28 protein-coding genes and 1 pseudogene are annotated in these 24469 nt (G+C 69.9%); 20 read left to right on the top strand and 9 right to left on the bottom strand.

Features of this window, described 5'->3' with window-relative positions; all coding sequences use genetic code 11:
* Nucleotides 1-14 precede the first annotated feature (14 nt).
* Nucleotides 15-503, bottom strand: coding sequence for a hypothetical protein (locus tag ACRSBM_RS21955; protein ID WP_434445508.1), 489 nt, complete (start codon nt 501-503; stop codon nt 15-17).
* Between the two features lie 60 nt (nt 504-563).
* Nucleotides 564-1409, bottom strand: coding sequence for a helix-turn-helix transcriptional regulator (locus ACRSBM_RS21950; protein WP_434445507.1), 846 nt, complete (start codon nt 1407-1409; stop codon nt 564-566).
* 86 nt (nt 1410-1495) lie between these two features.
* Here ACRSBM_RS21950 and ACRSBM_RS21945 point away from each other — a divergent pair, with 86 nt between their 5' ends.
* The gene (locus tag ACRSBM_RS21945) at nt 1496-2272 is read left to right on the top strand and encodes an SDR family NAD(P)-dependent oxidoreductase (protein ID WP_434445506.1); all 777 of its coding nucleotides are present in this window, start codon (nt 1496-1498) and stop codon (nt 2270-2272) included.
* Nucleotides 2273-2336: 64 nt separating this feature from the next.
* Here ACRSBM_RS21945 and ACRSBM_RS21940 read toward each other — a convergent pair whose 3' ends face one another.
* Nucleotides 2337-2543 (bottom strand): tautomerase family protein, encoded by a 207-nt coding sequence (locus ACRSBM_RS21940; RefSeq protein WP_434445505.1) that lies wholly within the window; start codon nt 2541-2543, stop codon nt 2337-2339.
* Between the two features lie 123 nt (nt 2544-2666).
* Between ACRSBM_RS21940 and ACRSBM_RS21935 the strand changes: the two genes are divergently transcribed.
* Nucleotides 2667-3491 carry a helix-turn-helix domain-containing protein gene (locus tag ACRSBM_RS21935; protein WP_434445504.1) on the top strand — a complete coding sequence of 275 codons (825 nt, stop codon included), beginning with the start codon at nt 2667-2669 and terminating at the stop codon, nt 3489-3491.
* A gap of 132 nt (nt 3492-3623) precedes the next feature.
* On the top strand, nt 3624-3830 hold the full coding sequence (locus ACRSBM_RS21930; RefSeq protein WP_434445503.1) for a hypothetical protein: 207 nt from the start codon (nt 3624-3626) through the stop codon (nt 3828-3830).
* A gap of 26 nt (nt 3831-3856) precedes the next feature.
* On the opposite strand, the gene ACRSBM_RS21925 is transcribed toward ACRSBM_RS21930, so the two are convergent.
* Nucleotides 3857-5122, bottom strand: coding sequence for a lipase family protein (locus ACRSBM_RS21925; RefSeq protein WP_434445502.1), 1266 nt, complete (start codon nt 5120-5122; stop codon nt 3857-3859).
* 297 nt (nt 5123-5419) lie between these two features.
* On the opposite strand from ACRSBM_RS21925, the gene ACRSBM_RS21920 reads away from it, so the two are divergent.
* Nucleotides 5420-6277: a helix-turn-helix transcriptional regulator gene (locus ACRSBM_RS21920; RefSeq protein ID WP_434445501.1), complete on the top strand. Its 858-nt coding sequence runs from the start codon at nt 5420-5422 to the stop codon at nt 6275-6277.
* A 4-nt stretch (nt 6278-6281) separates the two neighbouring features.
* Here the strand turns inward: ACRSBM_RS21920 and ACRSBM_RS21915 are convergent, their stop codons facing one another.
* Complete coding sequence (locus ACRSBM_RS21915) at nt 6282-6932, bottom strand: TetR/AcrR family transcriptional regulator (RefSeq protein ID WP_434445500.1); 651 nt, start codon at nt 6930-6932, stop codon at nt 6282-6284.
* Nucleotides 6933-7046: 114 nt separating this feature from the next.
* On the opposite strand from ACRSBM_RS21915, the gene ACRSBM_RS21910 reads away from it, so the two are divergent.
* Together ACRSBM_RS21910 and ACRSBM_RS21905 are read left to right on the top strand one after the other, a co-directional pair.
* On the top strand, nt 7047-7781 hold the full coding sequence (locus tag ACRSBM_RS21910; protein ID WP_434445499.1) for an SDR family oxidoreductase: 735 nt from the start codon (nt 7047-7049) through the stop codon (nt 7779-7781).
* Between the two features lie 140 nt (nt 7782-7921).
* On the top strand, nt 7922-8683 hold the full coding sequence (locus tag ACRSBM_RS21905; RefSeq protein ID WP_434445498.1) for an NYN domain-containing protein: 762 nt from the start codon (nt 7922-7924) through the stop codon (nt 8681-8683).
* A gap of 422 nt (nt 8684-9105) precedes the next feature.
* Here the strand turns inward: ACRSBM_RS21905 and ACRSBM_RS21900 are convergent, their stop codons facing one another.
* Nucleotides 9106-9681: a TetR/AcrR family transcriptional regulator gene (locus tag ACRSBM_RS21900; protein WP_434445497.1), complete on the bottom strand. Its 576-nt coding sequence runs from the start codon at nt 9679-9681 to the stop codon at nt 9106-9108.
* A gap of 87 nt (nt 9682-9768) precedes the next feature.
* Between ACRSBM_RS21900 and ACRSBM_RS21895 the strand changes: the two are divergent.
* The 3 genes and pseudogenes from ACRSBM_RS21895 to ACRSBM_RS21885 all read left to right on the top strand — a co-directional run bounded on the left by ACRSBM_RS21895 (nt 9769) and on the right by ACRSBM_RS21885 (nt 12059).
* Nucleotides 9769-10223: pseudogene (locus tag ACRSBM_RS21895) on the top strand (nuclear transport factor 2 family protein).
* Nucleotides 10224-10395: 172 nt separating this feature from the next.
* The gene (locus ACRSBM_RS21890; RefSeq protein WP_434445496.1) at nt 10396-11352 is read left to right on the top strand and encodes an SDR family NAD(P)-dependent oxidoreductase; all 957 of its coding nucleotides are present in this window, start codon (nt 10396-10398) and stop codon (nt 11350-11352) included.
* Between the two features lie 455 nt (nt 11353-11807).
* On the top strand, nt 11808-12059 hold the full coding sequence (locus tag ACRSBM_RS21885) for a BTAD domain-containing putative transcriptional regulator (RefSeq protein WP_434445495.1): 252 nt from the start codon (nt 11808-11810) through the stop codon (nt 12057-12059).
* Nucleotides 12060-12174: 115 nt separating this feature from the next.
* On the opposite strand, the gene ACRSBM_RS21880 is transcribed toward ACRSBM_RS21885, so the two are convergent.
* Entirely contained in the window at nt 12175-12984 is an 810-nt protein-coding gene (locus ACRSBM_RS21880) for an alpha/beta fold hydrolase (protein ID WP_434445494.1), read from the bottom strand.
* A gap of 217 nt (nt 12985-13201) precedes the next feature.
* Here ACRSBM_RS21880 and ACRSBM_RS21875 point away from each other — a divergent pair, with 217 nt between their 5' ends.
* The 8 genes from ACRSBM_RS21875 (at nt 13202) to ACRSBM_RS21840 (ending at nt 19912) form a co-directional block, all read left to right on the top strand.
* Entirely contained in the window at nt 13202-13837 is a 636-nt protein-coding gene (locus tag ACRSBM_RS21875) for a TetR/AcrR family transcriptional regulator (protein WP_434445493.1), read from the top strand.
* A 202-nt stretch (nt 13838-14039) separates the two neighbouring features.
* On the top strand, nt 14040-14627 hold the full coding sequence (locus tag ACRSBM_RS21870) for a TetR/AcrR family transcriptional regulator (RefSeq protein WP_434445492.1): 588 nt from the start codon (nt 14040-14042) through the stop codon (nt 14625-14627).
* Between the two features lie 149 nt (nt 14628-14776).
* Nucleotides 14777-15916, top strand: coding sequence for a sensor histidine kinase (locus ACRSBM_RS21865; RefSeq protein WP_434445491.1), 1140 nt, complete (start codon nt 14777-14779; stop codon nt 15914-15916).
* Nucleotides 15913-16539 carry a response regulator transcription factor gene (locus tag ACRSBM_RS21860; RefSeq protein ID WP_434445490.1) on the top strand — a complete coding sequence of 209 codons (627 nt, stop codon included), beginning with the start codon at nt 15913-15915 and terminating at the stop codon, nt 16537-16539. The genes ACRSBM_RS21865 and ACRSBM_RS21860 overlap by 4 nt, the downstream gene beginning before the upstream one ends.
* Before the next feature lie 140 nt (nt 16540-16679).
* Complete coding sequence (locus tag ACRSBM_RS21855) at nt 16680-17195, top strand: VanZ family protein (RefSeq protein WP_434445489.1); 516 nt, start codon at nt 16680-16682, stop codon at nt 17193-17195.
* Nucleotides 17192-18301 carry a glycosyltransferase 87 family protein gene (locus tag ACRSBM_RS21850; RefSeq protein ID WP_434445488.1) on the top strand — a complete coding sequence of 370 codons (1110 nt, stop codon included), beginning with the start codon at nt 17192-17194 and terminating at the stop codon, nt 18299-18301. Before ACRSBM_RS21855 ends, ACRSBM_RS21850 begins: the two co-directional genes overlap by 4 nt.
* Nucleotides 18302-18359: 58 nt before the next feature.
* Complete coding sequence (locus tag ACRSBM_RS21845) at nt 18360-19217, top strand: oxidoreductase (RefSeq protein ID WP_434445487.1); 858 nt, start codon at nt 18360-18362, stop codon at nt 19215-19217.
* 74 nt (nt 19218-19291) lie between these two features.
* Entirely contained in the window at nt 19292-19912 is a 621-nt protein-coding gene (locus ACRSBM_RS21840) for a TetR/AcrR family transcriptional regulator (RefSeq protein WP_434445485.1), read from the top strand.
* Between the two features lie 13 nt (nt 19913-19925).
* Here the strand turns inward: ACRSBM_RS21840 and ACRSBM_RS21835 are convergent, their stop codons facing one another.
* Entirely contained in the window at nt 19926-20345 is a 420-nt protein-coding gene (locus tag ACRSBM_RS21835; protein WP_434445484.1) for a MarR family winged helix-turn-helix transcriptional regulator, read from the bottom strand.
* Nucleotides 20346-20429: 84 nt separating this feature from the next.
* Here ACRSBM_RS21835 and ACRSBM_RS21830 point away from each other — a divergent pair, with 84 nt between their 5' ends.
* Together ACRSBM_RS21830 and ACRSBM_RS21825 are read left to right on the top strand one after the other, a co-directional pair.
* Nucleotides 20430-21245: an SDR family NAD(P)-dependent oxidoreductase gene (locus ACRSBM_RS21830; protein ID WP_434445483.1), complete on the top strand. Its 816-nt coding sequence runs from the start codon at nt 20430-20432 to the stop codon at nt 21243-21245.
* 320 nt (nt 21246-21565) lie between these two features.
* Nucleotides 21566-21994: an organic hydroperoxide resistance protein gene (locus ACRSBM_RS21825; RefSeq protein ID WP_434445482.1), complete on the top strand. Its 429-nt coding sequence runs from the start codon at nt 21566-21568 to the stop codon at nt 21992-21994.
* Between the two features lie 389 nt (nt 21995-22383).
* Here ACRSBM_RS21825 and ACRSBM_RS21820 read toward each other — a convergent pair whose 3' ends face one another.
* Nucleotides 22384-23094 carry a TetR/AcrR family transcriptional regulator gene (locus ACRSBM_RS21820; RefSeq protein WP_434445481.1) on the bottom strand — a complete coding sequence of 237 codons (711 nt, stop codon included), beginning with the start codon at nt 23092-23094 and terminating at the stop codon, nt 22384-22386.
* A gap of 177 nt (nt 23095-23271) precedes the next feature.
* Between ACRSBM_RS21820 and ACRSBM_RS21815 the strand changes: the two genes are divergently transcribed.
* The gene (locus ACRSBM_RS21815) at nt 23272-24459 is read left to right on the top strand and encodes a cytochrome P450 (protein WP_434445480.1); all 1188 of its coding nucleotides are present in this window, start codon (nt 23272-23274) and stop codon (nt 24457-24459) included.
* The last annotated feature ends 10 nt before the right edge of the window (nt 24460-24469 follow it).

Below are 24469 nucleotides of genomic sequence, written 5' to 3'. Positions count from 1 at the left end.
GCAACCCGAATCCGCTACGGCGAGATCGTGGAAACGTTCGAGCCGCAGGCATCGACCTGCCGTCCAGTCGTGGAACATGGTTGGGAGACGGTGTACTCGACGCCGGACCAGTAGACGGGAGTCGGGCTCGACAGCCGGACGCTGCCTTCCCGTCGTTCGCGTACCACCGGGAAATCGCTCGTGTACTGCGAACCGTCGGCATGCGTTCCCCGGAGACGCAGCACGGCCACCTGCTTCGAGCCGGACTGGTCGATGTCTGCCGTGAAGCTCGTTACGGCGGGAGAAGCTGCATCGGCTGACGGCGCTTGAGTGCGCGCGCCCGTGGTGAGGTGCCGGCAAATGGAGGGCACGGTAGCGATCGACTGGCATAAACCGTCGTAGTCGCCGGCCTGCACGAAGGACACCGTTTCCCTGAGCAAGGACTCGGCATCATCACGTGTGATCGGCACGTCGTCGGGATCCGGCTGCCTGGTGGTATTCCACGCAACCAGGCCTGCGCTCACGAGGAGGAAGATCCCCCTTCGTCGGGTAGCCGGTCACCACCGTAGGGCATCCGCGGCCGGCTAGGAGGCCCCGGCGCTGAACGTCTGCGCTCCCAGTACGTTCAGCAACGCCAACGCCTCGGCGTCGCGGGATCCGGGCGGCGCGCTGTAGAGCACCAGGTGCTGGTCGCGGTCCGTGAGCGCGAGCACGTCGCAGTCGACGGTGATCTTCCCGACGAGCGGGTGCTGGAACGACTTCGTGAGCGCCGACGCCGCCCGCACGTCCTGCCGTTTCCAGAGCCGCGCGAAGTCGGGGCTGCCGGCGCGTAGCTCGTCGACGAGACCGGTCACCGCGGGATCGGCCGGGTACCGCGCGAGGGTGGACCGGAGCTCCATGACGACGTGCTGCCGGAACTCGGTGACGTCGGAGACGCCGTACATCGGCGGTCCCGGCCGGAGGAACGCGAGGCGGGCGAGGTTGCGGTCCTGCGGGCCGAGCTCGCGGAAGTCCTCCATGAGGGCGGCCGTGAGGTCGTTGCACGCGAGCACCTCGAACATCGCGGACAAGACGAAACCCGCTGTCTGCGGGAGCCGGTCGAGCAACACGAGGATGCTCGGGCGGACGTCGCGGCGGTGCGGTCCGGTGCGGCTCGGCGCGGTGCCCGCGAGGACGTGGAGGTGGCCGGACTCGGCGTCACTGAGCCGCAGGGCGCTCGCGATCCCGGCGAGGACCTCCGCCGACGGACGCGGCGCGCGGCCCTGTTCGAGCCGGACGTAGTACTCGGTGGAGATGTGCGCGAGGACCGCCACCTCCTCGCGGCGCAGACCCGGCGTGCGGCGACGCGGACCCGCGGGAAGACCGGCGTCCTCCGGTCGCAGCCGTTCGCGGCGGTTGCGCAGGAACGCTCCGAGCTGGTGCTTGTCCACATCCCGAGTATGGACGGCGAGTGGTGGCTGAGCCTGGTACCGCTTGTGCCTGTCTCCGGTGCGGGGCGGGATCGAGGCTGGTGACCATGACGAACAACATCACCTACACCGGCCTGCTCAACGGCAAGGTCGTCCTGGTCACCGGCGCCAGCCGCGGGATCGGCGAGGCGGCGGCCAGGCTCTTCGCGCGGGAAGGCGCCGCCGTGGTGCTGGCCGCGCGCGGCACCGACGCCCTGGACCAGGTCGTCAAGGAGATCAGGGCCGAGGGCGGTGTCGCCGACGCGGTCACCGTCGACCTCGCCGACAGGACCAGCATCCGCGCCGCGGTCGACCGGGTCGAGGAACTGCACGGCCGGCTCGACGGCGCGTTCAACAACGGCGCGGTGGTGCAGCACCCCGGTCCGCTCGACACGACGAGCGAGGAGGAGATCGACGAGCAGTTCGTGGTGAACTTCCGCGGGCACTGGACCGCGATGACCGCCGAAGCGGCGCTCATGCGGCGCGGTGGAGGCGGCGCGATCGTGAACACGTCGAGCATCGGCAGCCGCCGCGCGAATCCCGTGCTGCCTGCCTATGGAGCCATGAAGCGGGCGCTCAACAGCCTCACCGAGAGCGCGGCCGTCACGTGGGGCGGCGAGGGGATCCGGGTGAACGGCATCACCCCCGGTGGCACCGCGACGGCCATGATCGACCAGTGGGAGGCGGCCACTCCCGGCGTCACCGCGCACATCCGCGCCGCGATCCCGCGCGGCAGGATGGCCGAGCCCCGCGAGGTCGCCGAGGTGGCGGCGTGGCTGCTGAGCGACCGGGCGTCGATGGTGAACGGTGCGATCGTGCCGGTCGACGGCGGCGCGGGTGCCTGACGGCGCGGGTGCCTGACCCTGCCCCGGGGGAGCGGCGGCTCGGGCCGAGCCGCCGCTCCACGCCTCACGACTGCTGGATCATGGCGAGGGTGAGGACCTCGCCGCGGATGCCCCAGCCGCCGTCGACGACCTCGTCGACGAGGACCATGGTGTTGTCCCGGACGGCGTCACCGAAGGTGTCGGCGTAGAGGTCGGTGACCTTCTCCACGAGGGTCTGCTTCTGCTCGGCGGACAGCGTGCCCGCGGGGACCTTCAGGTTGGCGAACGGCATGGCGTGCTCCTTTTCGTTGTCCCCCAGAGCATTGCGCGCGGGAACGACCCGCAACCAGTTGCCGCTGACCCAGGGGTTGGCGTCCCCTGGCTACGGCGGCCGTGCGCGGGGGAGACTGATGGGGTGAACCTCGCTGAGCTGGGTCTGTTCCTGCGGTCGCGGCGCGCACGCGTCACGCCCGCCGAGATCGGCCTCCCGACGAGCCCGCGGCGCCGGGTCCCCGGACTGCGCCGCGACGAGGTGGCCCAGGTCGCCGGAGCGTCGGTGGACTACTACATCGAGCTCGAACGGGGCCGCGGCGCACAGCCGTCCGTCCAGATGCTGGCCGCCCTGGCCAGGGCGTTGCGCCTGGACGACGACGAACGCGAGCACCTGTTCCTGCTGGCGGGCAGGCCCGTGCCGCCGGCGCACGGCGTCTCGGCGCACGTGCCGCCGGCGATGCTCGCGTTGCTCGACAGGCTCGAGGGCACACCGGCGCGCATCATCACCGACCTGCACGAAACGGTGGTGCAGAACAGGCTCGCCACGGCTCTCCTCGGTCCGGCGACCAGGGAGAGCTTCCTGGAGCAGTGGTTCACCGACCTCGCCGTCCGGGCGATCTACCCCGAGGACGACCACCCGCACCACTCGAAGGTCCTGGTGTCCGACCTCCGCGCCGCGACGGCCCGGCACACGCCCACCGGCGAGGCCGCCGCGATGGTCTCCCGGCTCCGGCAGGTGAGCGAGGAGTTCGGGGCGCTGTGGGACACCGGTGACGTCGCCGTCCGCCGGGGTGAGCACAAGCGGATCGTCCACTCCGAACTCGGAGTCGTCGACGTGCACTGCCAGAACCTGTTCAGCGAGGACGGACGGCAACGGCTGCAGTTCTTCGTCGCCCCGCCCGGCAGCCCGGCCGTCGACCAGCTGCGCCTGCTCGACGTCATCGGCGTCGGGCAGTTCAGCGGCTGAGGGCCTGCGGGTCCGGGAGATTGGTCCCGGAGTCACCAGGGCACCGTCTGGTTCTGGTAGTCGAGCCCGCCGGCCGGCATCGCCTGTCGCGTCCTGCTCACTGAGGCGCAGACCGACTCCGCCGTCGCGGAGGTGCTCAGTTCGAAGGACCTGCTCGGGGACACCGCCCGCGCCACGCTGGAGCGCGCCCTGCCGGGGACCGTCGCCCTCGCGGCTCTGGACCGGGTCGTCGTTCTGCTGATCGGCCCGATCTTCTTCCGGGTCGCGAGCGGACGCGATCCGTCCCGGCTCGACCCGCGGGAGCTGGTCGACGCGGTGCTGTGCTCGGTGGGGCAGTAGACGACCTGCTGAGACTGCGCGACAGGTCAGCGCTGACCGGTCTCCGAGAAGCGTTGCTCCAGGAACATGACAGCCCCCGCGACGCCGACGGTCTGGTCGCTGCCGTGGGTCTCACCTTCGTGCTCGACCATCACGATGTCGGCGCCGCGTGCGCGGTACTGCGCAGCCAGTTCCCGCGCCGCCGAGACGGGCAGGAGCTCGTCGGCGGTGCCGTGGTACATGAGCACGGGCGCGGTCGGGGTGCCGCCCATGCCGACCGGGCTGAGGTCGTGCACGAGGTCGCGGAAGGCACCCGAGGTGAGCGAGCCCGGCCATGCCTCGAACTGCTCCATCTTCGCGAAGTGGGGGCCGGCCACGATCGCCGCGCCCGCGCACCCGTGCGCGACCTTGTCCGCAGCGGTCCGCCCGGCGTCGTTGACGTACCGGTAGACGTCGGCCCGCGGGTTGGCGTTGCGCAGTGCCGCGAGCCCGAAGGGAATCCAGCCGGAGAACACCTGTCCGCTGATGGCGGCGAAGGCCGCGTTCACGTCGGCGGGAACACCGCCCTCGACGATCGCGCTGATCTCGAGCTCGGGGGCGTACCGGGACTGCATCTGTGCGGCCGAGGCGGTGGCGAGGCCGCCACCGGAGTAGCCCCACATCCCGACAGGCGCCTTGTGGTGCACGCGCGCCGGCCAGAAGGACCGGGCCGCACGGATGCCGTCGAGCACACCGTGGGCGGCCGCGGACGTGCCGAGGAACTGCGATCCAGGCCCCTCGTAGTCGGGCACCATCACGGTCCAGCCGCGCGCCACCGCGTTCGCGACCTGCCCCCGGTCGAACTGGGCCTGGCCCTCGGAGGCCGGATCGAAGGTCACCGATCCCGCGCGCAGCAGGTAGGACGGCGCGCACGTGGTGGCCAGGCCGTCCTCCGGCGTCTGGTACGACAGCAGTGGACGTTCTCCCTGGCCCGTCCAGCGAGCCTTCGGCACCAGCAGCGTGCCGACCGTGGCGGTGGGCTTTCCCGCGTTGTCACGGGTTTTGTAGAGCAACTGCCAGACGTGGGCCTGTGCCGGGACCGCCAGCGCGTCGGCGGGCAGGAGCCGGAAGCGCAGCACCGTGCCGTCGCGCTTCGAGTCCAGGCGTGGTGGTACGTCGTAGAAGGGATCGTCGTCCGGCGGCACGACCTGTGCTGCCGCCGGGGCTGTCGGGGTGGTGGCGGTGGCGGGAACGACGGTCACCGTGGTGAGCGTCGTGGCGACGACCGCCGCCACGAGCGCCAGCCGCGAGGACCTCCGCAGGCGGATGGGCATTGGACTCCTTCGTTTCAGAGGTGGATGACACCGGTCGGCTGCTGGGCCGGACCTCGGCGACGTGCCCCCGACCCGACGGGCCGAAGAACTGGCCGCCGCACATCGGGGGCGGTCGCCGCGTGGAACTGGGGAGCACTCGGCGCTCGACGGGTCGCGCTGTTCACGGCGGTGCTCCCGGAAGGTCGGTTCGGTGTTCGAAGCCGAATCTAGGGAGGCCGTCCCGGACCTCGGTCGTACTCGCTTCCCTGGGAATCCCAGTCCTACCTTCGGGTCGCGTCGTGCGGGCACACTGTCCACATGGGAAGCAGGCACCTGCACGCACGTGAGCTCGGCACGTTCCTGCGCGCGCGGCGGAGCCGGTTGCGCCCGCAGGACGTCGGGCTGGAGCCGGGCGGCAGGCGCAAGGTCCCCGGTCTGCGCCGCGAGGAGCTCGCGCTCCTGGCCGGCCTGAGCACCGACTACTACCAGCGGATGGAACAGGGCAGGGAGGTGCGGCCCTCGGACGACCTGCTCGACGCGCTCGCCTCCGCGCTGCACCTCGACGAGGAGGAACGCCGGCACCTGTTCGCCCTCGCCGACGCGGTGCGCAGACGCACCCCTGAAGCGCGGGACGACCAGGAGGAGGTGCCGGCCGCCACGAAGCACCTGCTGTACACCATGAACACGCCGGGGTTCGTCCTGAGCAGACATCTCGACGTGCTCGCGTGGAACCCGCTCGCGGAGGCCCTGCTCGGTCACTCGGCCGTCATCCGGCCCACGGAACGCAATCTGCTGGTCACGCTGTTCATGAACCCGGACGTGCGATCACGTTGTGCCCACTGGGAAAGCTTCGCGGTGCAGTACATCAGCATGCTGCGGGCGACGGTCGCGGCGGATCCGTCACACCCGCGCGGCACGGCGATCGTCGGCGAGCTGAGCATCCGCAGCGCGGACTTCCGCCGGCTCTGGGACCAGTACGACGTGCACGCGCCGGTGCAGGGCACGAAGGTGTTCCACCGTCCGGAGACCGGTGAGATGACGCTCGACTGGGCCACCTACCCGTTGCCCGGCAGTCCGGGGCCCGTGCTGATGGTCTACACCGCCGAACCCGGCACCGTGGACGCCGAACGACTCCAGCTCCTCGGCGCGCTGCACGCGAACCGGCAGGGCAGGTAGCGGGTCAGCGCTCTCCCTGACCGGCCACCGCCTGGAAGAGCTGGTGCGCGTCCCACGCGGTCCCTTCGAGGTCGAGCCGGTCCGACGCCCGGAAGCCGTCGAGCGCGAGGTGCACGTGCCGCCGCCACAGCGACGGCGAAACATGTCGCGTGACCTCCGCGATCCGGGCGCTCGCCCACAACACCAGGAAGAGATCGGCGCCGGTGACGTCGGGACGTACGACGCCGGCCGCCTGTGCCTGCTCGAGAACCCCTTGGGAGAGCGCGCAGATCTCGTCGTGCACGGCTTCGGTGCGCTCGTCGCCGGGGAACCGCCGCGCCAGGAAGTCTCCGAACGCCCGATCCCCGGCCTGGGCCGTGCCCAGGACCTCGAGCAGCGTGCGGAGGCCCTCCCACGGGTCGGCCAGGCCGGTCGCGGCCTCCACCTCGCGGGCCACGCGGCGCAGCTTCGGTTCCAGAACGGCGCACAGCAGGTCGAGGCGGGTGGGGAAGTGCCGGTAGAGGGTGCCGACCACCAGGCCGGCGTCCCGGGCGATGCCGTCGAGGGCGGCGTCCGCGCCTCGGTCGGCGAACGCACGCCGGGCGCACTCGAGCAGCCGCTCGCGGTTGCGCCGCGCGTCCCGGCGGGCCGGCGGTGCGTTGTCCCTGGTCGGCATGGGTCCACCGTACAAGATGTGACATACCTCAACTTCGAGGGTGCCCTCACCTTCGCTACTGTCGGCACGGAGGGAAGATGAGAACACCCTCATTTTCGTGAGTTGGGGAGTGACGTGGCGAAGCTCGAGGGGAAGGTCGCGGTCATCACCGGCGCGACGTCCGGACTGGCGTTGGCGACGGCGAAGCTGTTCGTGCGAGAGGGAGCGCACGTGGTCATCACCGGCCGGCGCCAGGACCGGCTGGACGCGGCGGTGGCCGCCATCGGCCACGACGTGACCGGTGTCGTGGGCGACGTCGGTGAGATCGCCGACGTGGTCCGCCTGGCCGATGTCGTGGCCGCCGAACTGGGCAGGGTCGACGTGCTCGTCGCGAGCGCCGGGGCCTGGACGTGGAACGAACCGATCGGCGACGTGACCGAGCAGTCGTTCGACGCCGTGTTCGGGGTGAACGTGCGCGGGACGTTCTTCACCGTGCAGAAGCTTCTGCCGTTGCTGTCCGACGGTGCCTCGATCGTGCTCATCGGCTCGGGCGCGGCGGAGAAGGGCGATCGGGGGACGACGGTCTACGCCGCGAGCAAGGCGGCATTGCGGTCGTTCGCCCGCACCTGGACCACCGACCTGAAGGACCGCGGGATCCGGGTCAACGTCCTCAGCCCCGCCGCGATCGACACCCCGGCGTTCGCGGACCTCCCGCCGGGCTTCAAGGAGCAGATCGCCTCACTGGTGCCCGTCGGCCGCCTCGGCGCCGAGCACGAGATCGCCACCGCCGCGCTGTTCCTCGCCTCCGCGGACTCGAGCTTCGTGAGCGGCATCGACCTCCCCGTCGACGGCGGGATCGGCCAGGTCTGAGACCCTCGTCGTGATCAGCATGCGGTGCCCTCCACTCGCGGGTTTCCGGCGGTTTCCGGTTTGACAGGCGTCGTGCATCGCGCAGTCTGTCCGCAGTGGATTTCCAGTGGGACCGGACGACCGGCGAAGGAGCCCGAACCATGGCAGGCGAGAACACCGCGAGGCTCGCGGTGCTGATCGATGCGGACAACGCGCGACCGTCGATCACCGAGGGACTGCTGGCCGAAGTCGCCAAGTACGGCACCGCGCACGTCAAACGGGCCTACGGCGACTGGACCGGCTCGAGCCTGAAGGGCTGGAAGGACCACCTGCTCGCCCAGTCGATCCAGCCCATCCAGCAGTTCGCCTACACGACCGGCAAGAACGCCACCGACGCGGCGATGGTCATCGATGCGATGGACCTGCTGTACTCCGGGCGCTTCGACGGCTTCTGCATCGTCTCCAGCGACAGCGACTTCACCCGGCTCGCGGCACGGCTCCGCGAGTCCGGCCTCACCGTCTACGGGTTCGGCGAACGCAAGACGCCCCAGCCGTTCGTCGCCGCCTGCGACAAGTTCATCTACACCGAGAACCTCACGAACGCGACCACGCCGTCGGATGCCGCACCCAGGCCGAAGGCCGAGGCGGCCGCCGAACAGCTCAAGGCGGACGCCGCCATGGTGAACCAGTTGCGCAACGCGGTCGAGGCGGCATCCGACGACGACGGGTGGGCACCTCTGGCGTCGGTGGGCAGCATCATCACCAAGCAGCGCCCGGACTTCGACTCCCGCAACTACGGCTATGCCAAGCTCAGCGACCTGATCACCGCGACCACGCTGTTCGAGCTGGAACGGCGCAGTCGTGGCGACGGCAAGTCGGCGATCATCTACACCCGCGACAAGCGTCACCGGCCTCTTCACTAGCCGCACGAGGTGCGGGGGTCGTGCTCGCGGCTCGCACAGCAAGGCACTCGGCGACCCTCGTCGGGAGCTAACGGCGCAACCGCGCGCGGGGCGTGTCCCCGGAGCACGGGGTGCGTTGCTGCGGCGATCCAACCTCCGGCAGCGTGGTGTTGCCCGCCTTGGCGTGCAACGAGCGCCAGGGTTGGGCACCGCTTGATCAGGAGATGCACTTCCACGACCTTCGCCACACGAGACCTGGCTCGTCGAGGAGGGGGCGTCGGGGATCTTGGCCCGCCAAGTGGTCCACCTGCTCGTGACGCCTACCTCAAGCCGGTGAGTCGTCGTTGTGGATCGGGCCGGTGTCCCCAGTCGGCTCCGCTGAAACGACTCGCCGGACCTCGACGATCAGTCCGGCAGGCTGACCTCAGTCAGATGGATCGGCCTCACGGACGCCGGGCCGGACGGATCGCATCGATCAGCATGCGCACGAGTTGTTCGACGCTGACCTTCCACTTGTCCTTCGGCAGATGACCGCTAAGTTCCATCCCCGCGATACCGTGCGCGCTGGACATCAGCAAGGCGCACCAACGGACTGCGTCAGACTCACCCACTACGTCCGCGATGAGGTTGAGGAACTCCCCTTCGAGGCGATCTGCAGCCTCGGCCGCAGCCCCTGTGTCCGCCGAAGTGCTGAACATCAGCGCATATCGATGCGGCCGCCGTCGGGCCATCCCGATGAACGCGAGAACGGCCAGCTCAAGCCGCGTCTCCGCAGCAGAGTCGACGTCTGTGCGGAACTGCTCGACCTCGTCCGCCAGCGAGTTCCACGCGTTGATCGCGAGCTCCGTCAGCAGGTGCTCCTTGTTCTCGAAATGCCCGTACGGCGCGCCGCGCGAGACGCTGGCTCGAGCCCCCACGGCGCGGAGAGTCACAGCGCCAGGCCCTCCCTCGTCGAGCAGCTCGGAGGCAGCGCGAACAAGAGCCCGCCGGGTGGCCGCAGCGCTCTCGGTTCGTGTCATGCGGGCAGCTTAGTTGACAACGTCATGTGAAGTGGGGACAGTGATTCACATGACACAGTCATATGAGGTTCCGTTGATGACGTCCGCCTGCGTCGCCTGCTCGACCGCGCCGAGATCACCGACGTCCAGCTTCGTTACGCCACCGGAACCGACTCCCGCGACTGGGAGCTGTTCCGCAGTTGTTTCGCCGAGGAAGTCGAAGTCGACTTCAGTGAAGGCTTCGATCAGCCCGTCGTTCGCATGAAGCCGACGACTGGGTGCAGAGCACCGCGCCGAGGATGGAGTCGTTCAAGGCAACGCAACACATGATCACGAACATCGTCATCACCTTCGACGGCGATGATCAAGCCACCTGCGTGGCGTACATCCGGGCCGCGCACCACCTCCCGAACAGCACCGGTGACAGCGACCAGATCGTGCACGGGTACTACACGAACCGCTTCGAGCGGACCTCACACGGCTGGCGGATCACCGGGGTCAAGCTGTCGGCTCTCTGGATGACCGGGAACTTCGGCATCTTCCAGAGTGCTCTGGCCCTCTAGCGGCCTTCCTGGCCCGCTCCTTGTCGTGCCATCTCTTCCTGGCGCCGGAGCCTCCCTCGCCGAGTGACTCGGCGGACCGCGGGAACGGCGTCCTGCCGCCATGGCCAGCCCGGCGCGCGCCAGCGCACCGGTCACCCACTTGGCAATCCCATTCGAACAGGAGACATGGCCCATGGCGTCATCGCAGAGGGTCCTCCCCGATCTCACGGGTCGCAGCATTGTCGTCACCGGGACGACCTCTGGTCTCGGCCTTGCTCTTTCCGGTGAATTTGCAGCGGCCGGCGCCCGTGTCCTGATGACCGTCCGTGACGCCGAGCGTGGAGCTGCGGCTGTCGAACAGGTGCGGGCACGGATCAGGGGTCGAGGTTCGGCTGAAGCCGTCATGCTCGACCTGGCCGACCTCGCCTCGGTACACGCCGCCGCCGCGGACATCCGGGACCGCACCGGCGATCGGGTCGACGTGCTCGTCAACAACGCCGCGGTGTCGCTGGGACCGCGCGAACAGACGCGCGACAGCTTCGAACTGCAGATCGGGACCAATCATCTGGGCCCAGCCGCGCTGACCTGGCTGCTGATGCCGGCGCTGCGGGCAGCGGGAAACCCGGAACAGCCCTCCCGGGTGGTGACGACGTCCAGCCTGAGACACCGCAGCGGCGGGCTCGATCTCACCGATCTCCACTGGGAGCGCCGGCGCTACTCGCCAACGCGCGCCTACGGAGCCTCGAAGCTGGCGAACCTGCTGTTCGCCGCAGAGCTCGACCGACGGTTGCGACTCGCCGGCGACCCGGTGCTGTCGATCGCCGCTCACCCTGGCTTGACGACATCGGAGCTGCTGAACAACGCCCTCGCCCGCCGGAACACGTGGAAAGCCCGCCTGCTCGTGCTTCCGGACCGATTGATCTCCCAACCGGTCGCCATCGGAATCGAACCGCAGCTGCTCGCCGCCACCGCGCTGGTACCCGGCGGCAGCTACCTGGGCCCGACCGGGCCCTTCGAGATGCGCGGTCCGGCCGGGCCCGCACGCCGCTCGGCAACGGCGCAGGATCCGGTGCTCGCGCGCGACCTCTGGCAGGTCACGGCCTCCGTTACCGGAGTCGCACCGGACCCTGGCGTCGTGGTCCAGACATGACTCCGACCCGCTCGGCCCAGCCGCATCAGCTGGGACCAGGCGCCACGGCATCAACCGACCTCGCCAACGTGAACGGTCATACCCGGCCACGCTCCATGATGCCTCGCGCCGCCCGGCACCAATTCACAGGCGTAGTCGATCCCAGGCGTAATACGCTCATGAGAGGACCAAGTTCATGCTCCGGGTGACGCTAGACCCACCTACCGTTGCGGCGCCGCGATCAGTGCTCTTCTTCGCCGCTTCGGAGAACCCAGCTCGTGCCGTCATCCTCTCTGCAAACTAGGGTGGAGCCTCGAAGCTCGCATCGAGCGCGGGCCACTGCCGTCTATGACCAGTTGCGAACTGTGCGGGTTTTGTTCGAGTGGTCAGCTGTTGTCGCGCCTGCCTGTTCCCGTGTTGAGCGGCTGTGAAATTCCTGCCCGACATGGCTGACGATGACGTCTCAGGTGATGGTCGTGGCAGTCCGTCTGATCCGGCTGGGCCGCTACCGCGAGGTGGTCGGCGAGCTGGAGACCGCGGTGGAGCGCGCGAACCGTTGCGGGAGAGGCTGTGCGGGCAGCTCATGCAGGCGCTCTACCACTCGGGGCCGGCAGGCCGACGCGCTCGGCTTGTACCGGCGCACGCGGGCCGACCTGATCGAGAGGCTCGGTCTGGAGCCCAGCCCGAGCTGCGCGGGCTGGAGCACGCGATCCTCAACCACGAGCTGACCGCACCCGCCGTTCCGCGACAGCGACTCGGCGCCGTGGAACACATCCGGCCCGTGCACGACGGACCGGAACGGCTAGGTGTGGTGACCCGCGGGAGACGGTGAACTGGGCTGTGTCACTCCACCGAAGCGGCGCCACCCTGCAGGAACTCGCGGACGATGTGGTTGAACTCCGGCGCGCGCTCGTACTGCACCCAGTGGCGGCAGTTGGGCAGCACGCGGAGCTCCGCGTTCGCGATGCCGTGCAGGATCCTGGGTGCCCAGCTCAGCGGGACGGTCTGGTCGTCCCGTCCCCAGACGAGCAGGGTCGGGGCGGTGATGAGACGGAGGTCCGGCGTCAGGTCGCCGAAGTTCGGCGGGATCGGCAGCTCGGGGTGGGCCCGCAGGCTCGACTCGTACCGTTCGTCGATGAGCTGCTCGGTGGCCAGGGCCTCGTCGAAGACCATGAGGCGGACGAACTGAGCCATCGCGTCCCGTGACGGCTTTTCGGCTGCCATGTAACCGAAGAGGTGTTCGAGCCCGACGGGCCACGGCGGCGCGTCCGGCGGCAGGACGCCACCGGGCGCCATGAGGACGAGCCGGTCCACGACCTCGGGGTACCGCATCGCGATCCGCATCGCGACGGCGCCGCCGTAGGAGTTGCCGACCAGGTGGGCTCGCTCGATCCCGAGGGCCTTCATCGCACGGACGACCCGGTCCGCCGCGTGGAAGATCAGCGGCTCGTCGTTCCCGGGGCGCGGGGAGCTTCCCCAGCCGGGCAGGTCGACCACGATGTTCCGGTAGTCGCCGAACGCCGGCAGGTTCCCGCCGAAGTTGCTCATCCCCGTGGCGCCCGGTCCCGAGCCGTGCAACCACACGACCGGGTGGCCCGAACCGACCTCGGTGTAGGCCAGCTCCGCGTCTCCGACATCCACTGTGCTCGTCACTGTGTGGTCCCATCGTGTGTATGTAACGCTCACTCTACACTCGGCGGGATCCCGCGGCTAGCGCTGAGTCGGGTTCGAGGGTTCCTCCACAGTGGACGACGCCGCGGTCACGGCTTCGTCCCAGGGAGCCCGTCCTGGACGATGCGAACGGGCGCGGTGCCCGACAGCGAGGCCGCCGGTTGACAGATCAACGACAACGCGCACCTATTATGATCTCATGGTGAGGGAATCCGGCTCCGCGCCGACTGCCGCCGGCCTGAGCAGTCGCGACGTCATTTTGAACGCGGCTCGTACTCTCATCGGCGAAAAGGGCTACGACGGAATGGCCGTCTCTGACCTGTGCGCGCAGTCCGGGCTCCCGGCGAGCTCGATCTACTACCACTTCGGCAACAAGCTCGGTGTCCTCGCGGCCCTCCTCGAGCGCACGTTCGAGGAGCTGCACGCCCTGTTTCCCAGCCCTTCCGCGTTCGACGACCTGGCGCCGCTCGAGCGCCTGGAGGCCTGGTTCTCCGCGGCCTGCAAGTCATTGGACGATCGGCCGGACTACCTCCGGCTCCTGGTCGCCGTCGCCGTCGGCCCGCAGAAGGAAGCCGAGGCGGTTCAGGCGACCGTGCGGCGTATCCGGGACAACGCCCACGCGTCCTGGGTGAGCGCGTTGACGCCGATCTTCGCGCCGGGCGGCCGCAAGGCGGACAAGGCGCTGGTGGAGCAGCTGGCCGTGCTCGGGCGGGCGCTGACCGACGGCCTCGCGGTGTCGAACAGCTTCGATGAGATCACCTACAGCTCAGAGGTCGGTTCCTTCCTGTCGCTGGTCCGCGGTCTGGCGCAGCAGCGTGGCTACGCGGGAGCGTGACCGTCCCTGGCAAGAACGCATCTGAATAAGCGTCGCGAGACGTTTCGGAAGACGCGACGAAACGCCGTTCGACGAATTGATTCGGAAATGTTCAGGTCTGGCCGGAATACCGACTGACCGCGACCTGACCCCCGACGGCGCGCGCCGGCAGCGGGCCGAACACTCCCAAGTACTGACCGTTCTATCTGTTACCGTTGTCGTAATGGTGCACAACGCTCGAGGTCAGGTCTCCGAAGCGCGTCAGCGCTTGCTCGCCACGGCCACCCGGATCTTCTACGCGGAGGGTCTGCACTCCGTCGGGATCGACCGGATCGTCGCGGAGGCGAAGGTGACCCGCGCGACGCTGTACCGGCACTTCGCGAGCAAGGACGAGCTCGTCGTCGCGTACCTCCAGTCGGTCGCCCAGCTGGAGCGTGACCTGGTCGAGAAGGCCACCGGCAGCGGCCTGCCGGCGGACGGGGCGCTGCGGGCCATCGCCCAGTCCATCGCCGCCGGGATCGAGTCGCCCGGCTTCCGCGGGTGCGCCTTCCTCAACGCCGCGGCGGAGTACCCGGACCGCGCGCACCCCGTCCTCAGGGCCGTCCTCGACCACCGCGAGTGGTTCCTGCGTACCATCACCGACCTGTTCGCCCAGACCGAGGAGACGTCGGCCGAGTCCGCCGGCCGGCACTTCGTCATGCTCCGGGACGGGGCGATGGCGGAGGGGTGCCTGACCGACTCGACCGAGGTGGGGAAGACGTTCCTCGCCGGGGTCGAAGGCCTGCTCCGGTTCCGGACGAACTTCGTCTAGGTGCCCCGCCGGCCTTCGGCCGAGGGAAAGCCCGCGAGTATCTCGCGGTGGCGAACCCCGGCACGGCGCTCGCCGGCTGACCAGATGGCCAGTCGCCTCGGCTGGACGGTCGAGGCAGGCCGCTCACTCCGGCTCGTACGATCGCGACCGTGTCGGAACTTCGCAACGGGCTGCTGGTCGCGACGCTGGTCACCGCGACCCTCCTCGCCCAGGTCCCGGCCGCATGGCCACCCGGTGGCAGGGAGATCGGCATCCTGGCGCTGATCGCGGTCGCCGGCGCGGCGGCGGCGTTCGGCCGCCACCTCGTGCTCGCGACCCTCGTCGGGGGCGCCTCGGTCTTCGTCGCCACCGGGCTGAACGTCGGCTTCACGCGGGCGTTTCTGATGGACGGCATCGGGGTGACGGGGACCGGCTTGGACCACGCGCCCCTGACCGCGGCCGAGGCGGTGGCGCTCGCCGTGCTGCTCGTCCGGGTCGCCTGGAAGGCGAGGCCGGTCGCCGCCGTGGCGTGCGTCGCGGCGCTGATGCTGGTGAGCCTGAACGCCGCCGTCGTCCGTCGGGTCAGCGACCTCTCCGACTACGGCGTCCAGCTCGTCCTGCTCGGCGGGGTCATCGCGGTGTGCGCCGGTGTGATGCTGCGGATGAGGGACCGGTCACGTGCACTGCTGGCGGCTGCCGCGGACGAACGGGCGCGGCGCGACGAGCGTCTCGACATGGCCCGTGAGCTGCACGATGTGGTGGCGCACCACGTGACGGGCATGCTGGTGCAGGCGCAGGCCGCGCTGGTGGTGGCGGAGCAGGACAAGGGCAGGGCGTGCGAGATGCTACCGGGCATAGTGGACGGTGGGACGGACGCGCTGGGGGCGATGCGGGCGATGGTCAGGACGTTGCGGGACAACGGTGCCGCGGCCGCGACCACCGATCTCACGGCTGATCTGCACCGGCTGGTGGAGAAGTCCGGTCTCCCGGTGCGCATGAGCGTCGAGCTGCCCGCGACCGTGCGGCCGGAGCTGGGACGGTCGGTGCTGCGGCTGGTGCAGGAGGCGTTGACCAACGCCCGCAAGCACGCGCGTGACGTGACGAGCGTGGAGGTCGACGTGCGGCTGACCGCGGCCGCTGTTCTGCTGTCCGTTGTGGACAACGGCACGACGCGGCCGTCGCATTCGGGTGGGTTCGGACTGGTGGGCATGCGGGAACGGGTGCAGGAGCTGGGCGGGCGGTTCTTCGCCGGCGCGACGGGGGAGGGCTGGCTGGTGACGGCGGAGCTGCCGCTGGAGGTGCGCTCGTGATCTCCGTGCTCATCGCCGAGGACCAGGACATGGTCCGGGCGGGTTTCCGGCTGATCCTTGAGGCGCAGCCCGACGTCAGCGTGGTCGCGGACGTCGCGGACGGGCTCAGCGCGGTCCAGCGGGCTCGTGAGCTGCAGCCGCAGGTGTGCCTGGTCGACGTGCGGATGCCGGGCCTGGACGGCCTGGAGGTGACGCGGCAACTCGCGCCGCACACCCGTGTCGTGGTGGTCACGACGTTCGACACCGACGAGGTGCTGAACAAGGCGCTGGACCTCGGCGCATGCGGTTTCCTGACCAAGGACGCGAGTCCCGGGCTGCTGGTCGAAGCGGTCAGGTCGGCGGCGCGCGGCGATGTTCTCGTGTCACCGCAGGTGGTTCTGCGGGTACTGCGGCGGTCGGTGGCGCCGGTCGCGAACGCCGGCGCCGACGTGCTGAACCCGCGCGAGCTGGACGTCGTGCGGCTCGTCGCACAGGGGTTGAGCAACAACGAGATCGCGGCCGCGTTGACGGTGTCGGTGTCGTCGATCAAGGCTTATCTCGCCTCGGTGCAGGCGAAGGTGGGCGCGCGCAACCGCGTGGAAATCGTCGCGTGGGCGTTCCGCGCGCACGTGGTGGCCGGTTGACCATGGTCACCTGGCCAGTTCCCGCGGCTCGGCTGACCCAACGGCCATGATCTTGCGGCCCTCGGGCCGATCCGGCCGCACCCCGTTCGGCGGCAGGCTCGTCCACATCGGATTTCGGTGTGGACGAAGGGTTTTGACCTGTGTTGGATCAGGTGTGGTGGGCACTCGAGGCGATCGCCCACGCGCTCGCGAACCCGCTCATCGCGGCCGGAGTGGTGGCCGGGGCGGTCGTGCTGGGCGCGGGCGCGTGGTTCGCGGCCAGGAGGTACCGGTGGAGGCCGGTTCCGTCGGTGCTGGCGGGCATCTCGCTGGGTGTCGTGCTGGGGGTGACGTTCTCGCGCACGCTGCCGGACTGGGCGGGCCAGGAGTTCTGTCAGCTCAACGGTTTCTCGTTGCGGGGCTCGGCGGAGCTGTTGAACGCCCTGCTGTTCGTGCCGCTGGTGTTCTGCGCGGTGCTGGCGACGCACCGCCCGCTCGCGGTGGCGGCGTCGGCGGTGGCGTTGAGCGCGGTGATCGAGATCGTGCAGCCGCTCACCCGCCGCGGGCTGTGTGAGACGCAAGACTTCTTCAACAACAGCGCGGGAGCCGTGGTGGCGGCGGCTCTCGCGGCGGGTGTCTTGGTGCTGGAACGGCGTCGCCGGGTGGTGGCGCGGTGAACGCTCTCCTGACCCGCGTCGGCCTCCGGCGCGGGTGGGCGGTGGTCGCGGCCGGCGGCGTTGTCTGGGTTTTCGTGCAGAGCTTCGGTTCCGGCGTGCTGGACCTGCGGGTCTACCTCACGGGCGGCGCGGCGTGGCAGTCCGGGACTGACCTGTACACCTCGGACTTCAACGGTCCCAACGGTTTGCCGTTCACCTACCCGCCGTTCGCGGCGATGCTGTTCAGCGGGTTCAGTCCGCTGCCGCTGCCGGTGGCCGCCGTGGTGTTCACCGCGGCCGGCATCGCGCTCTTCACCGCGGCCTGCCGCGTGGCTGTTCCGCACCCGGAGGCCGCATTCGGGCTGGCCGCGGTGTGCCTGCTGCTCGAACCGCTGCGCGGCGGCCTGGGCCTCGGCCAGATCAACATGATCCTGATCGGCCTGGTCGCGCTCGACTGCCTGCTGCCGCGCACCCCGTGGCCGCGCGGCCTGCTCGTCGGGCTCGCCGCCGCGATCAAGCTGACTCCGGCGATCTTCGTGCTGTTCTTCCTGTCCCGCAAGCAGTGGCGGCCCGCGCTGACCGCCGTGGCGGCGTTCGCGGCGTGCGGTCTGATCGGCTGGGTGCTCGCGCCGGGCCAGTCGCAGCAGTTCTGGTTCCACGCGATGCTCGACCCGCACCGGGTCGGCGGTCTCGCCTACAGCGCCAACCAGTCGTTGCGCGGGCTGCTCTTCCGGCTCGGCGTACCTGAGTCCGTGTGGCTGGTTTCGGCGTTGGCCGTGGTGGCGGTGACCGTTCTGGTGCTGCCGCGGCTGCGCGACGACCTGACGGCGGTGATCGCGGTCGCCGCCGCGGGCTTGCTGATCTCACCGGTGTCCTGGTCGCACCACTGGGTGTGGGTCGCGCCGGCTCTGGTGCTGCTGCACGGACGGGTGCGGATCGCGGTCGCCGCGGTGTTCGCCGTCGGCCCGCACTGGCTGCTCCCGACGGCCGGTGACCGCGAACTGGCGTGGACGTGGTGGCAGCACCTGGTCGGAAACGCCTACTTGTGGCTGGCGCTGGCGTTCCTCGGCTGGTGCGTGGTCCGGACGGTCCGGCTCAGGCGGAGCGCCGAGGTGCGCGCAGCGTGATCCAGCCCTCGAATCTACACAGTGTCGAATTTAGTCGACACTGTGTAGAGTTCAGGTCATGACGAAGCGAACGTTCCTGATCACCGGGGTCAGCAGTGGCCTCGGCCGCGCCTTCGCGCAGGGCGCGCTGGCGGCCGGTCACACCGTCGTGGGCACCGTGCGCAAGGCCGCGGACCTGGAGGAGTTCGAGGCGCTGGCGCCCGGACGAGCCCACGGCCGGCAGCTCGACGTGACCGACGACGAAGCGGTGTTCGCCGTGATCGGCGAGGTCGAGCGCGGTGTCGGCCCGATCGACGTGCTCATCGCGAACGCCGGTTACGGCCACGAGGGTGTCTTCGAGGAGTCGTCGATGGCCGAGCTGCGCGCGCAGTTCGACGCCAACGTGTTCGGCGTGGCGGCCACCGTCCACGCGGTGCTGCCGGGCATGCGGAAGCGGCGTTCCGGGCACATCCTCGCCGTCAGCTCGATGGGCGGGCTGATGAGCGTGCCAGGGCTTTCTTACTACTGCGGCAGCAAGTACGCGGTGGTCGGCATGCTCGAAGCCCTGTCCAAGGAGGTCAGGGGACTCGGGGTGCGGGTGACCATCATCGAGCCCGGATCGTTCCGGACGTCCTGGGCGGGCGGCTCGATGGTCCGCAGCGAGCGGTCGATCCCGGACTACGACGAGCTCTTCGACCCGATCCGCGCGGCCCGCCAGGCCGCGAGCGGCAGGCAGCTGGGCGATCCGGCCAAGGCCGCCGAGGCCGTGCTCCAGGTGGTCGAGGCGGACGAACCGCCGGTGCACCTCCTGCTCGGCTCGGACGCGTTGAGGCTCGTGGGGAACGGCAGGGCCGCGGTGACCGCGGACATCGAGAGGTGGGAAGAGCTTTCGCGCTCCACCGACTTCCCGGACGGCCACCAGATCGCGGCGAACTGACCGCCGGTCCGTCGCGAACGATCACATGCGATCCTGGGCGCCGAGGTGCCGACGGAAGGGGAGGTGGACAGGCGATGCCTGAGCCGGCAAAAGCTGGTCGCCGGCGCTCCGCCGCGCCGTCCAAAGGAGACCTGCGCGAGCTGAAGATCCTCGATGTCCTCAGCGACCTGTTGGCGGTCAAGAGTTTCGACGCGCTCACGACCAACGACATCGCCGAACGCGCCGGGCTCTCCCGCGGGTCGATGTACTTCTACTTCAGCTCCAAGCAGGAGGCGCTGGTCGCGCTCTTCGCGAGGACGGTGGAAGCACTCCGCGAGAAGTCGCGCGCGGCCGCGGACGACCCGGCCGCGCCCGCGGAGGCGATCGCGACGGCCATGCGGCGCACCCGCGACCGCTGGCACGAGCACGGTCTGATCATGCGCGTCGCGATCGACCAGTCCTCCGCCATTCCCGAGCTGAGTGCTTTGTGGACGGAGACCGCGGAGATCTTCATCGACGCCATCACGGCGATCCTGGTGCGCGCCGGTGTCGCGGACCACGAGGGCCCCGACGGCGCGCGGGCGCTCGCTCGCGCCTTGTGCTGGATGATCGAGCGGACCTTCTACCACGCCTCAGCTGTTTCTCCCGAGGCGCTCGACCAGGCGACCGAGACCTGCCGGGTGGTGTGGCTGCGGGCCGCCGGAATCGAGTCCTGACCGCCTGAGGGCGTCACCGGCGATCGAGCGCGGCCTCGAGCAGAGGCAGGAGCGTCGCGAGCTGATCGCGGTCCAGGCGGGCGAACGGGCTGAGGTCGAGCGTCGCCCGCAACACCGCCGCGCGAACGCGAGCGCCGTCGTCGGTCAGGACCAGCACGCGGGACCGCCGGTCAGCCGGGTCGACGGTGCGCTCGACGAGGCCGCGGTCGGTGAGCTGGCCCGCCATGAACGTCAGGTTCGACGCGTTGCAGAACAGTTGTTCCGCCAGCGCCTTCATCGACGGCGGTGGCTGCTCGGGGTCGAGTGCCCAGAGGACCTGCGCGGTCGCGTGCGTGAGTCCGTGCTCGGCGAGGACCTCCACGACCCGGTCGCTGGTGCGCATGAAGATCTCGTGGTTGAGGCGAACGGCCCGGTCCAGCTCCTCGTCGTGCATGGAGCCAGTCTACCGATTTGCTTCAAGTCTTGAAGCTGTTACGCTCGGCCAACTACTTCAAGACTTGAAGCAAATGGAGAGATCATGACGGCGTTCGCGGGAAGTACCGCGCTGGTGACCGGTGCGTCGAAGGGACTGGGCGCGGCCTACGCCCACGAGCTCGCTCGCCGAGGTGCGGATCTGGTGCTGGTGGCGCGGTCGGCCGAGGCGCTGCAACGGCTGGCGGACCAGCTCCGGGAGGCGCACGGCGTGCGGGTGGAGGTGATCGCCGCGGATCTCGCGGACCGCGACGGACCGCGTCACGTCGACGATGAGCTGCGGCGTCGGGGTGTCGACGTCGACCTGCTGCTCAACAACGCGGGCGCCGGCTCGGTCGGGCCGTTCCTCGACCGGCCGTTCGACGCCCAGTTGGCCAGTGTGGACCTGAACGTCACCGGCCTGATGACGCTGACCCACGTCCTCGGCGGCCGGATGCGCGCCGCGGGACGGGGCGGGATCATCAACGTCTCCTCGACGGCTGCCTTCCAGCCGATGCCCTACCAGGCCGTCTACGCGGCGACGAAGGCGTTCGTCCTGTCGTTCAGCGAAGCGCTGGCCGAGGAGCTGGCCGGCACCGGGGTACGGGTGATGGCCGTCCACCCCGGTGCCGTCGCGACCGGGTTCTTCGACGGCACCACCGCGACGATGCCGAGCGCGGCCGACTCGCCCGAGGCGGTCGCCGCGCGGACGCTCGACGATTTCGAGAAGGGACGGCACACCTCCTACCCGGGCCGGTGGTTCAACCGCGCCCAGACGTGGGCGGCCCGGCCGCTGCCGCGCCGCCGTGTCGCCGCGCTGACGGCCTGGTTCAACCGGAAGCTGGGGTTCGACCACGTGGCCGACGCCGAGCCAGCCCGCTGACCGGTCGGCGGGTGGGTGCATGCAAGTCCTTTGTGGACTCCCGTTGTTCGAGTAGAGCCGAGGTCAGCCGGTCGGGCCGCGCGCGGGTCTGTGCGAGGCCGGGGCGGGTGGGGAGCCTCGTCGAGCCCGAGTGACGACTCGGCGTCGGGGGAGTGCCCCGCGGGTGCGGTGGCCGCGGTGCCGCGAGCCATCCTGCTCATGCACGGCCTGCGGGCAGGGTAGAACGTTCGGTCTTGACTGCCGGGCGGTGAGACGCCAGGATGGCAAGAGGTAGAACGTTCGGTATCGCGACGCGTCGCGGTCAGGAAAGGAATCCCGCCATGAGTGCACCTCTGTACACCGGCATCGCCACCTCCACCGGGGACGGCAGGGCCGGAGGTCAGGCGAGGTCCGACGACGGCCTCCTCGACATCAACCTGGCGATCCCGAAGGAGATGGGCGGTCCCGGCGGCGCGACCAACCCGGAGCAGCTGTTCGCGGCGGGCTGGGCGTCGTGCTTCCACTCGGCGCTCAAGGCCGTCGCGGCGCAGCGGAAGACCCAGGTCACCGACTCCGCGGTCGTCGCGGAGGTGCAGGTGCTTCCCACGCCCGAGGGCGGGTTCGGCTTGAGTGCCGCGCTGCACGTCGAACTGTCCGGTGTGGACCAGGCGACGGCCGACGAGCTCGTCGAGGCCGCCCATGCGATGTGCCCGTACTCCAACGCGACGCGCGGCAACATCCCGGTGACCGTCGACGCGACCGTCGCCTGAGGCCGGCGGCCGGGCCGACGCGAACCGTCGGCCCGGCCGGGAGCCCGACCTTGAGATCACCGCTGCCTCGTATAGTGAGCGTTACATGCACGACGTGCAACGGAGGCTGGCTCACTGTGGGTATCCGGAAGCTTGGCTATGTCGGCCTCAACGTCACCGATGTCGACGCGTGGACCGATCTGCTGTGGCGGACGCTGGGTGTCGGTGTCACCCACGCCAAAGCCGGCACGGACGAGATCGCCCTGGCCGAGGTGGACGAGTTCAAGTACCGCCTCGTCGCGACACGGCGCCGACCGAGGCCGGACCGCACATCTGGCACGACCCGTCGGAGTACGTCGACGCGGAGATCGTGTTCCGGCAGCTGCTCTGCCCCGGTTGCCTGACCGCGCTCAACTCCCGTGTCGTCCCGGTGGACCACCCGCTGCCGCACGACGACTACCGGGCGTGGAGATGAGGTGACCGACTCGGCTCTGCGCGTGCTGGTGCAGGCCCAGCGGACTTGCCGGGGGCAGGGGGTCGACCTCCGGCAGGCCGTCGTTGGTGCCGAAGGAGTGGAGGAGGTAGGCGACCAGCCGGCGGGAGAGGTCGTGGGCGTGTTCCGGCGGCGCGTCGCGCAGGCCGCCGTTCGCGAGGAGGATCATGACGAGGTCGCTGACCGCGAAGTCCTGCCGCAGCCGGCCGCTCTCCTTCGCGCGGCGCACGAGCCTGTCGAAGGCGTTCTCGGCGTTCTCGGCTCGCTGCCGGTAGCAGGTCTCGCCGGCGAACGACGCCAGGAATGCCTCGGTGAAGCCTCGGTCCTCGAGCTGCTCGGTGCACGTGAACTCGATCAGCCGGCGGAAGCCGTTCCACGGGTCCGGATCCTCGACGGCCTCCTCCAGCAGGGCCTCGCAATGCTCGATCTGCTCGGCGAACACCTCGGTCACCAGGGCCTCGCGGCTCGGGAAACGCCGGAACAGCGTCGCCACGCCGACTCCCGCGCGCCGGGCGATCGTGCTCATGGGGACGTCGATGCCGCGCGTGCGGAAGAGGTCGCGCGCCGCCTCGACGATCCGCGTCCGGTTGCGTGCGGCGTCGGCCCGCAGGTCAGTCGGTTCGGCCATATCTCCAGTGAACCCGAAGTGGAAATGAATTTCCAGTTGAGTTCGCAAGGTGAACTGAGTCGGTGCTGACGGTATCGATCTCACTTCCGGGGAATCGGACACGGCTTTCCACTTAGCGGGTTACGTTGGTGGCAGAAGTCAGTCGTCGCCACCGAACAATTCCCGAGGAGATCTGTCGTGGCCGAAACACGTGCCGGTTCGCCGATGGTGGACGTCCCGTTGCCCATGCGGCGGGCCGGGCTGGACCCGGTACCGGAGCTGTTCGCACTGCGCGACCACGAGGGCGTCGCGCGGATCTCCCAGCCGTTCGGGGGCCCGGCGTGGCTCGTGACCCGCCACGCGGACGTCAAGGCCGTGCTGGCCGACTCCACCCGGTTCAGCAACGCGACCGTGCCGCCGGGGCTCGGTGCCGACGCCACCGCGGGCAACCTGCTCCTCACCGATCCGCCGGAGCACCATCGCCTGCGCCGGATGCTCACCGGTCAGTTCACCCACCGGCGGATGCGGCGCCTGGCCCCGCGCGTCGAGCAGATCGTCGCGGACCACCTCGACGCGATGGAGGCGAAAGGGCCGCCGGCCGACCTCGTCGCCGACTTCGCGCTGCCGGTGCCGTCGCTGGTGATCTGCGAGCTCCTCGGCGTGCCGTGGGACGAGCGTGGTGAGTTCCAGGAGCGCAGCGCCCGGCAGATGGACCTCTCCCGGCCCGAGCACGAACGCGTCGCGGCCGTGCACGAGCTGCAGGCGTACCTCACCGAGCTCACGGTCCGGGTCAGGGCGGATCCGGGCGACGACCTGCTCGGGATGCTCGTGCGCGAGCACGGGGACCAGCTGACCACCGCCGAACTGGCCGGGATCGCGTTCCTGCTCCTCGTCGCGGGCCACGAGACCACCGCCAACATGATCTCCCTGGGCACCCTGGCGCTGCTGCGCCACCCCGGCCAGCTCGCCGCGGTTCGCGACGATCCCGCCGCCGTGGAGCCGGCGGTCGAGGAGCTCATGCGGTGGCTCTCGATCGTCCACACCGGTGTGCACCGCGTCGCCACCACCGACGTGCAGGTGGCCGGGGTGAAGATCCAGGCGGGCGACCTCGTTCTGGTGGCACTGCCCAGCGCCAACCGCGATCCCGGGTTCATCGCCGACCCCGGCGAGCTCGACATCAGCCGCGGCGAGGTCGGGCACCTCGGGTTCGGCCACGGCATACACCACTGCCTCGGCGCGCCGCTGGCCCGGCTCGAAATGCGCGTCGCCTTTCCCGCGTTGCTCCGGCGTTTTCCCGCGCTTTCGCCGGCCGTGTCCGACGACCAGGTCGAGTTCCGTGTTTTCAGTTCTGTTTACGGCGTGTCCGCTCTTCCGGTCACCTGGTAGTCCGGTTCTG

Origin of the sequence: Lentzea xerophila (genome assembly GCF_051094245.1) — a bacterium.
Taxonomy (GTDB): domain Bacteria; phylum Actinomycetota; class Actinomycetes; order Mycobacteriales; family Pseudonocardiaceae; genus Lentzea; species Lentzea xerophila.
The sequence above is the reverse complement of the archived record's forward strand: the minus strand, read 5'-3'. Positions and strand labels throughout refer to the sequence as shown.

Excerpts from the sequence above, each read along its gene's own strand:
- ACRSBM_RS21900 (WP_434445497.1), bottom strand. The coding sequence starts at position 9,681 with ATGACACGAACCGAGAGCGCTGCGGCCACCCGGCGGGCTCTTGTTCGC.
- ACRSBM_RS21835 (WP_434445484.1), bottom strand. The coding sequence starts at position 20,345 with ATGCACGACGAGGAGCTGGACCGGGCCGTTCGCCTCAACCACGAGATC.
- ACRSBM_RS21870 (WP_434445492.1), top strand. The coding sequence starts at position 14,040 with ATGGTGCACAACGCTCGAGGTCAGGTCTCCGAAGCGCGTCAGCGCTTG.
- ACRSBM_RS21890 (WP_434445496.1), top strand. The coding sequence starts at position 10,396 with ATGGCGTCATCGCAGAGGGTCCTCCCCGATCTCACGGGTCGCAGCATT.
- ACRSBM_RS21925 (WP_434445502.1), bottom strand. The coding sequence starts at position 5,122 with ATGCCCATCCGCCTGCGGAGGTCCTCGCGGCTGGCGCTCGTGGCGGCG.
- ACRSBM_RS21825 (WP_434445482.1), top strand. The coding sequence starts at position 21,566 with ATGAGTGCACCTCTGTACACCGGCATCGCCACCTCCACCGGGGACGGC.
- ACRSBM_RS21920 (WP_434445501.1), top strand. The coding sequence starts at position 5,420 with ATGGGAAGCAGGCACCTGCACGCACGTGAGCTCGGCACGTTCCTGCGC.
- ACRSBM_RS21875 (WP_434445493.1), top strand. The coding sequence starts at position 13,202 with ATGGTGAGGGAATCCGGCTCCGCGCCGACTGCCGCCGGCCTGAGCAGT.
- ACRSBM_RS21940 (WP_434445505.1), bottom strand. The coding sequence starts at position 2,543 with ATGCCGTTCGCCAACCTGAAGGTCCCCGCGGGCACGCTGTCCGCCGAG.
- ACRSBM_RS21830 (WP_434445483.1), top strand. The coding sequence starts at position 20,430 with ATGACGGCGTTCGCGGGAAGTACCGCGCTGGTGACCGGTGCGTCGAAG.
- ACRSBM_RS21820 (WP_434445481.1), bottom strand. The coding sequence starts at position 23,094 with ATGGCCGAACCGACTGACCTGCGGGCCGACGCCGCACGCAACCGGACG.
- ACRSBM_RS21905 (WP_434445498.1), top strand. The coding sequence starts at position 7,922 with ATGGCAGGCGAGAACACCGCGAGGCTCGCGGTGCTGATCGATGCGGAC.
- ACRSBM_RS21945 (WP_434445506.1), top strand. The coding sequence starts at position 1,496 with ATGACGAACAACATCACCTACACCGGCCTGCTCAACGGCAAGGTCGTC.
- ACRSBM_RS21845 (WP_434445487.1), top strand. The coding sequence starts at position 18,360 with ATGACGAAGCGAACGTTCCTGATCACCGGGGTCAGCAGTGGCCTCGGC.
- ACRSBM_RS21840 (WP_434445485.1), top strand. The coding sequence starts at position 19,292 with ATGCCTGAGCCGGCAAAAGCTGGTCGCCGGCGCTCCGCCGCGCCGTCC.
- ACRSBM_RS21915 (WP_434445500.1), bottom strand. The coding sequence starts at position 6,932 with ATGCCGACCAGGGACAACGCACCGCCGGCCCGCCGGGACGCGCGGCGC.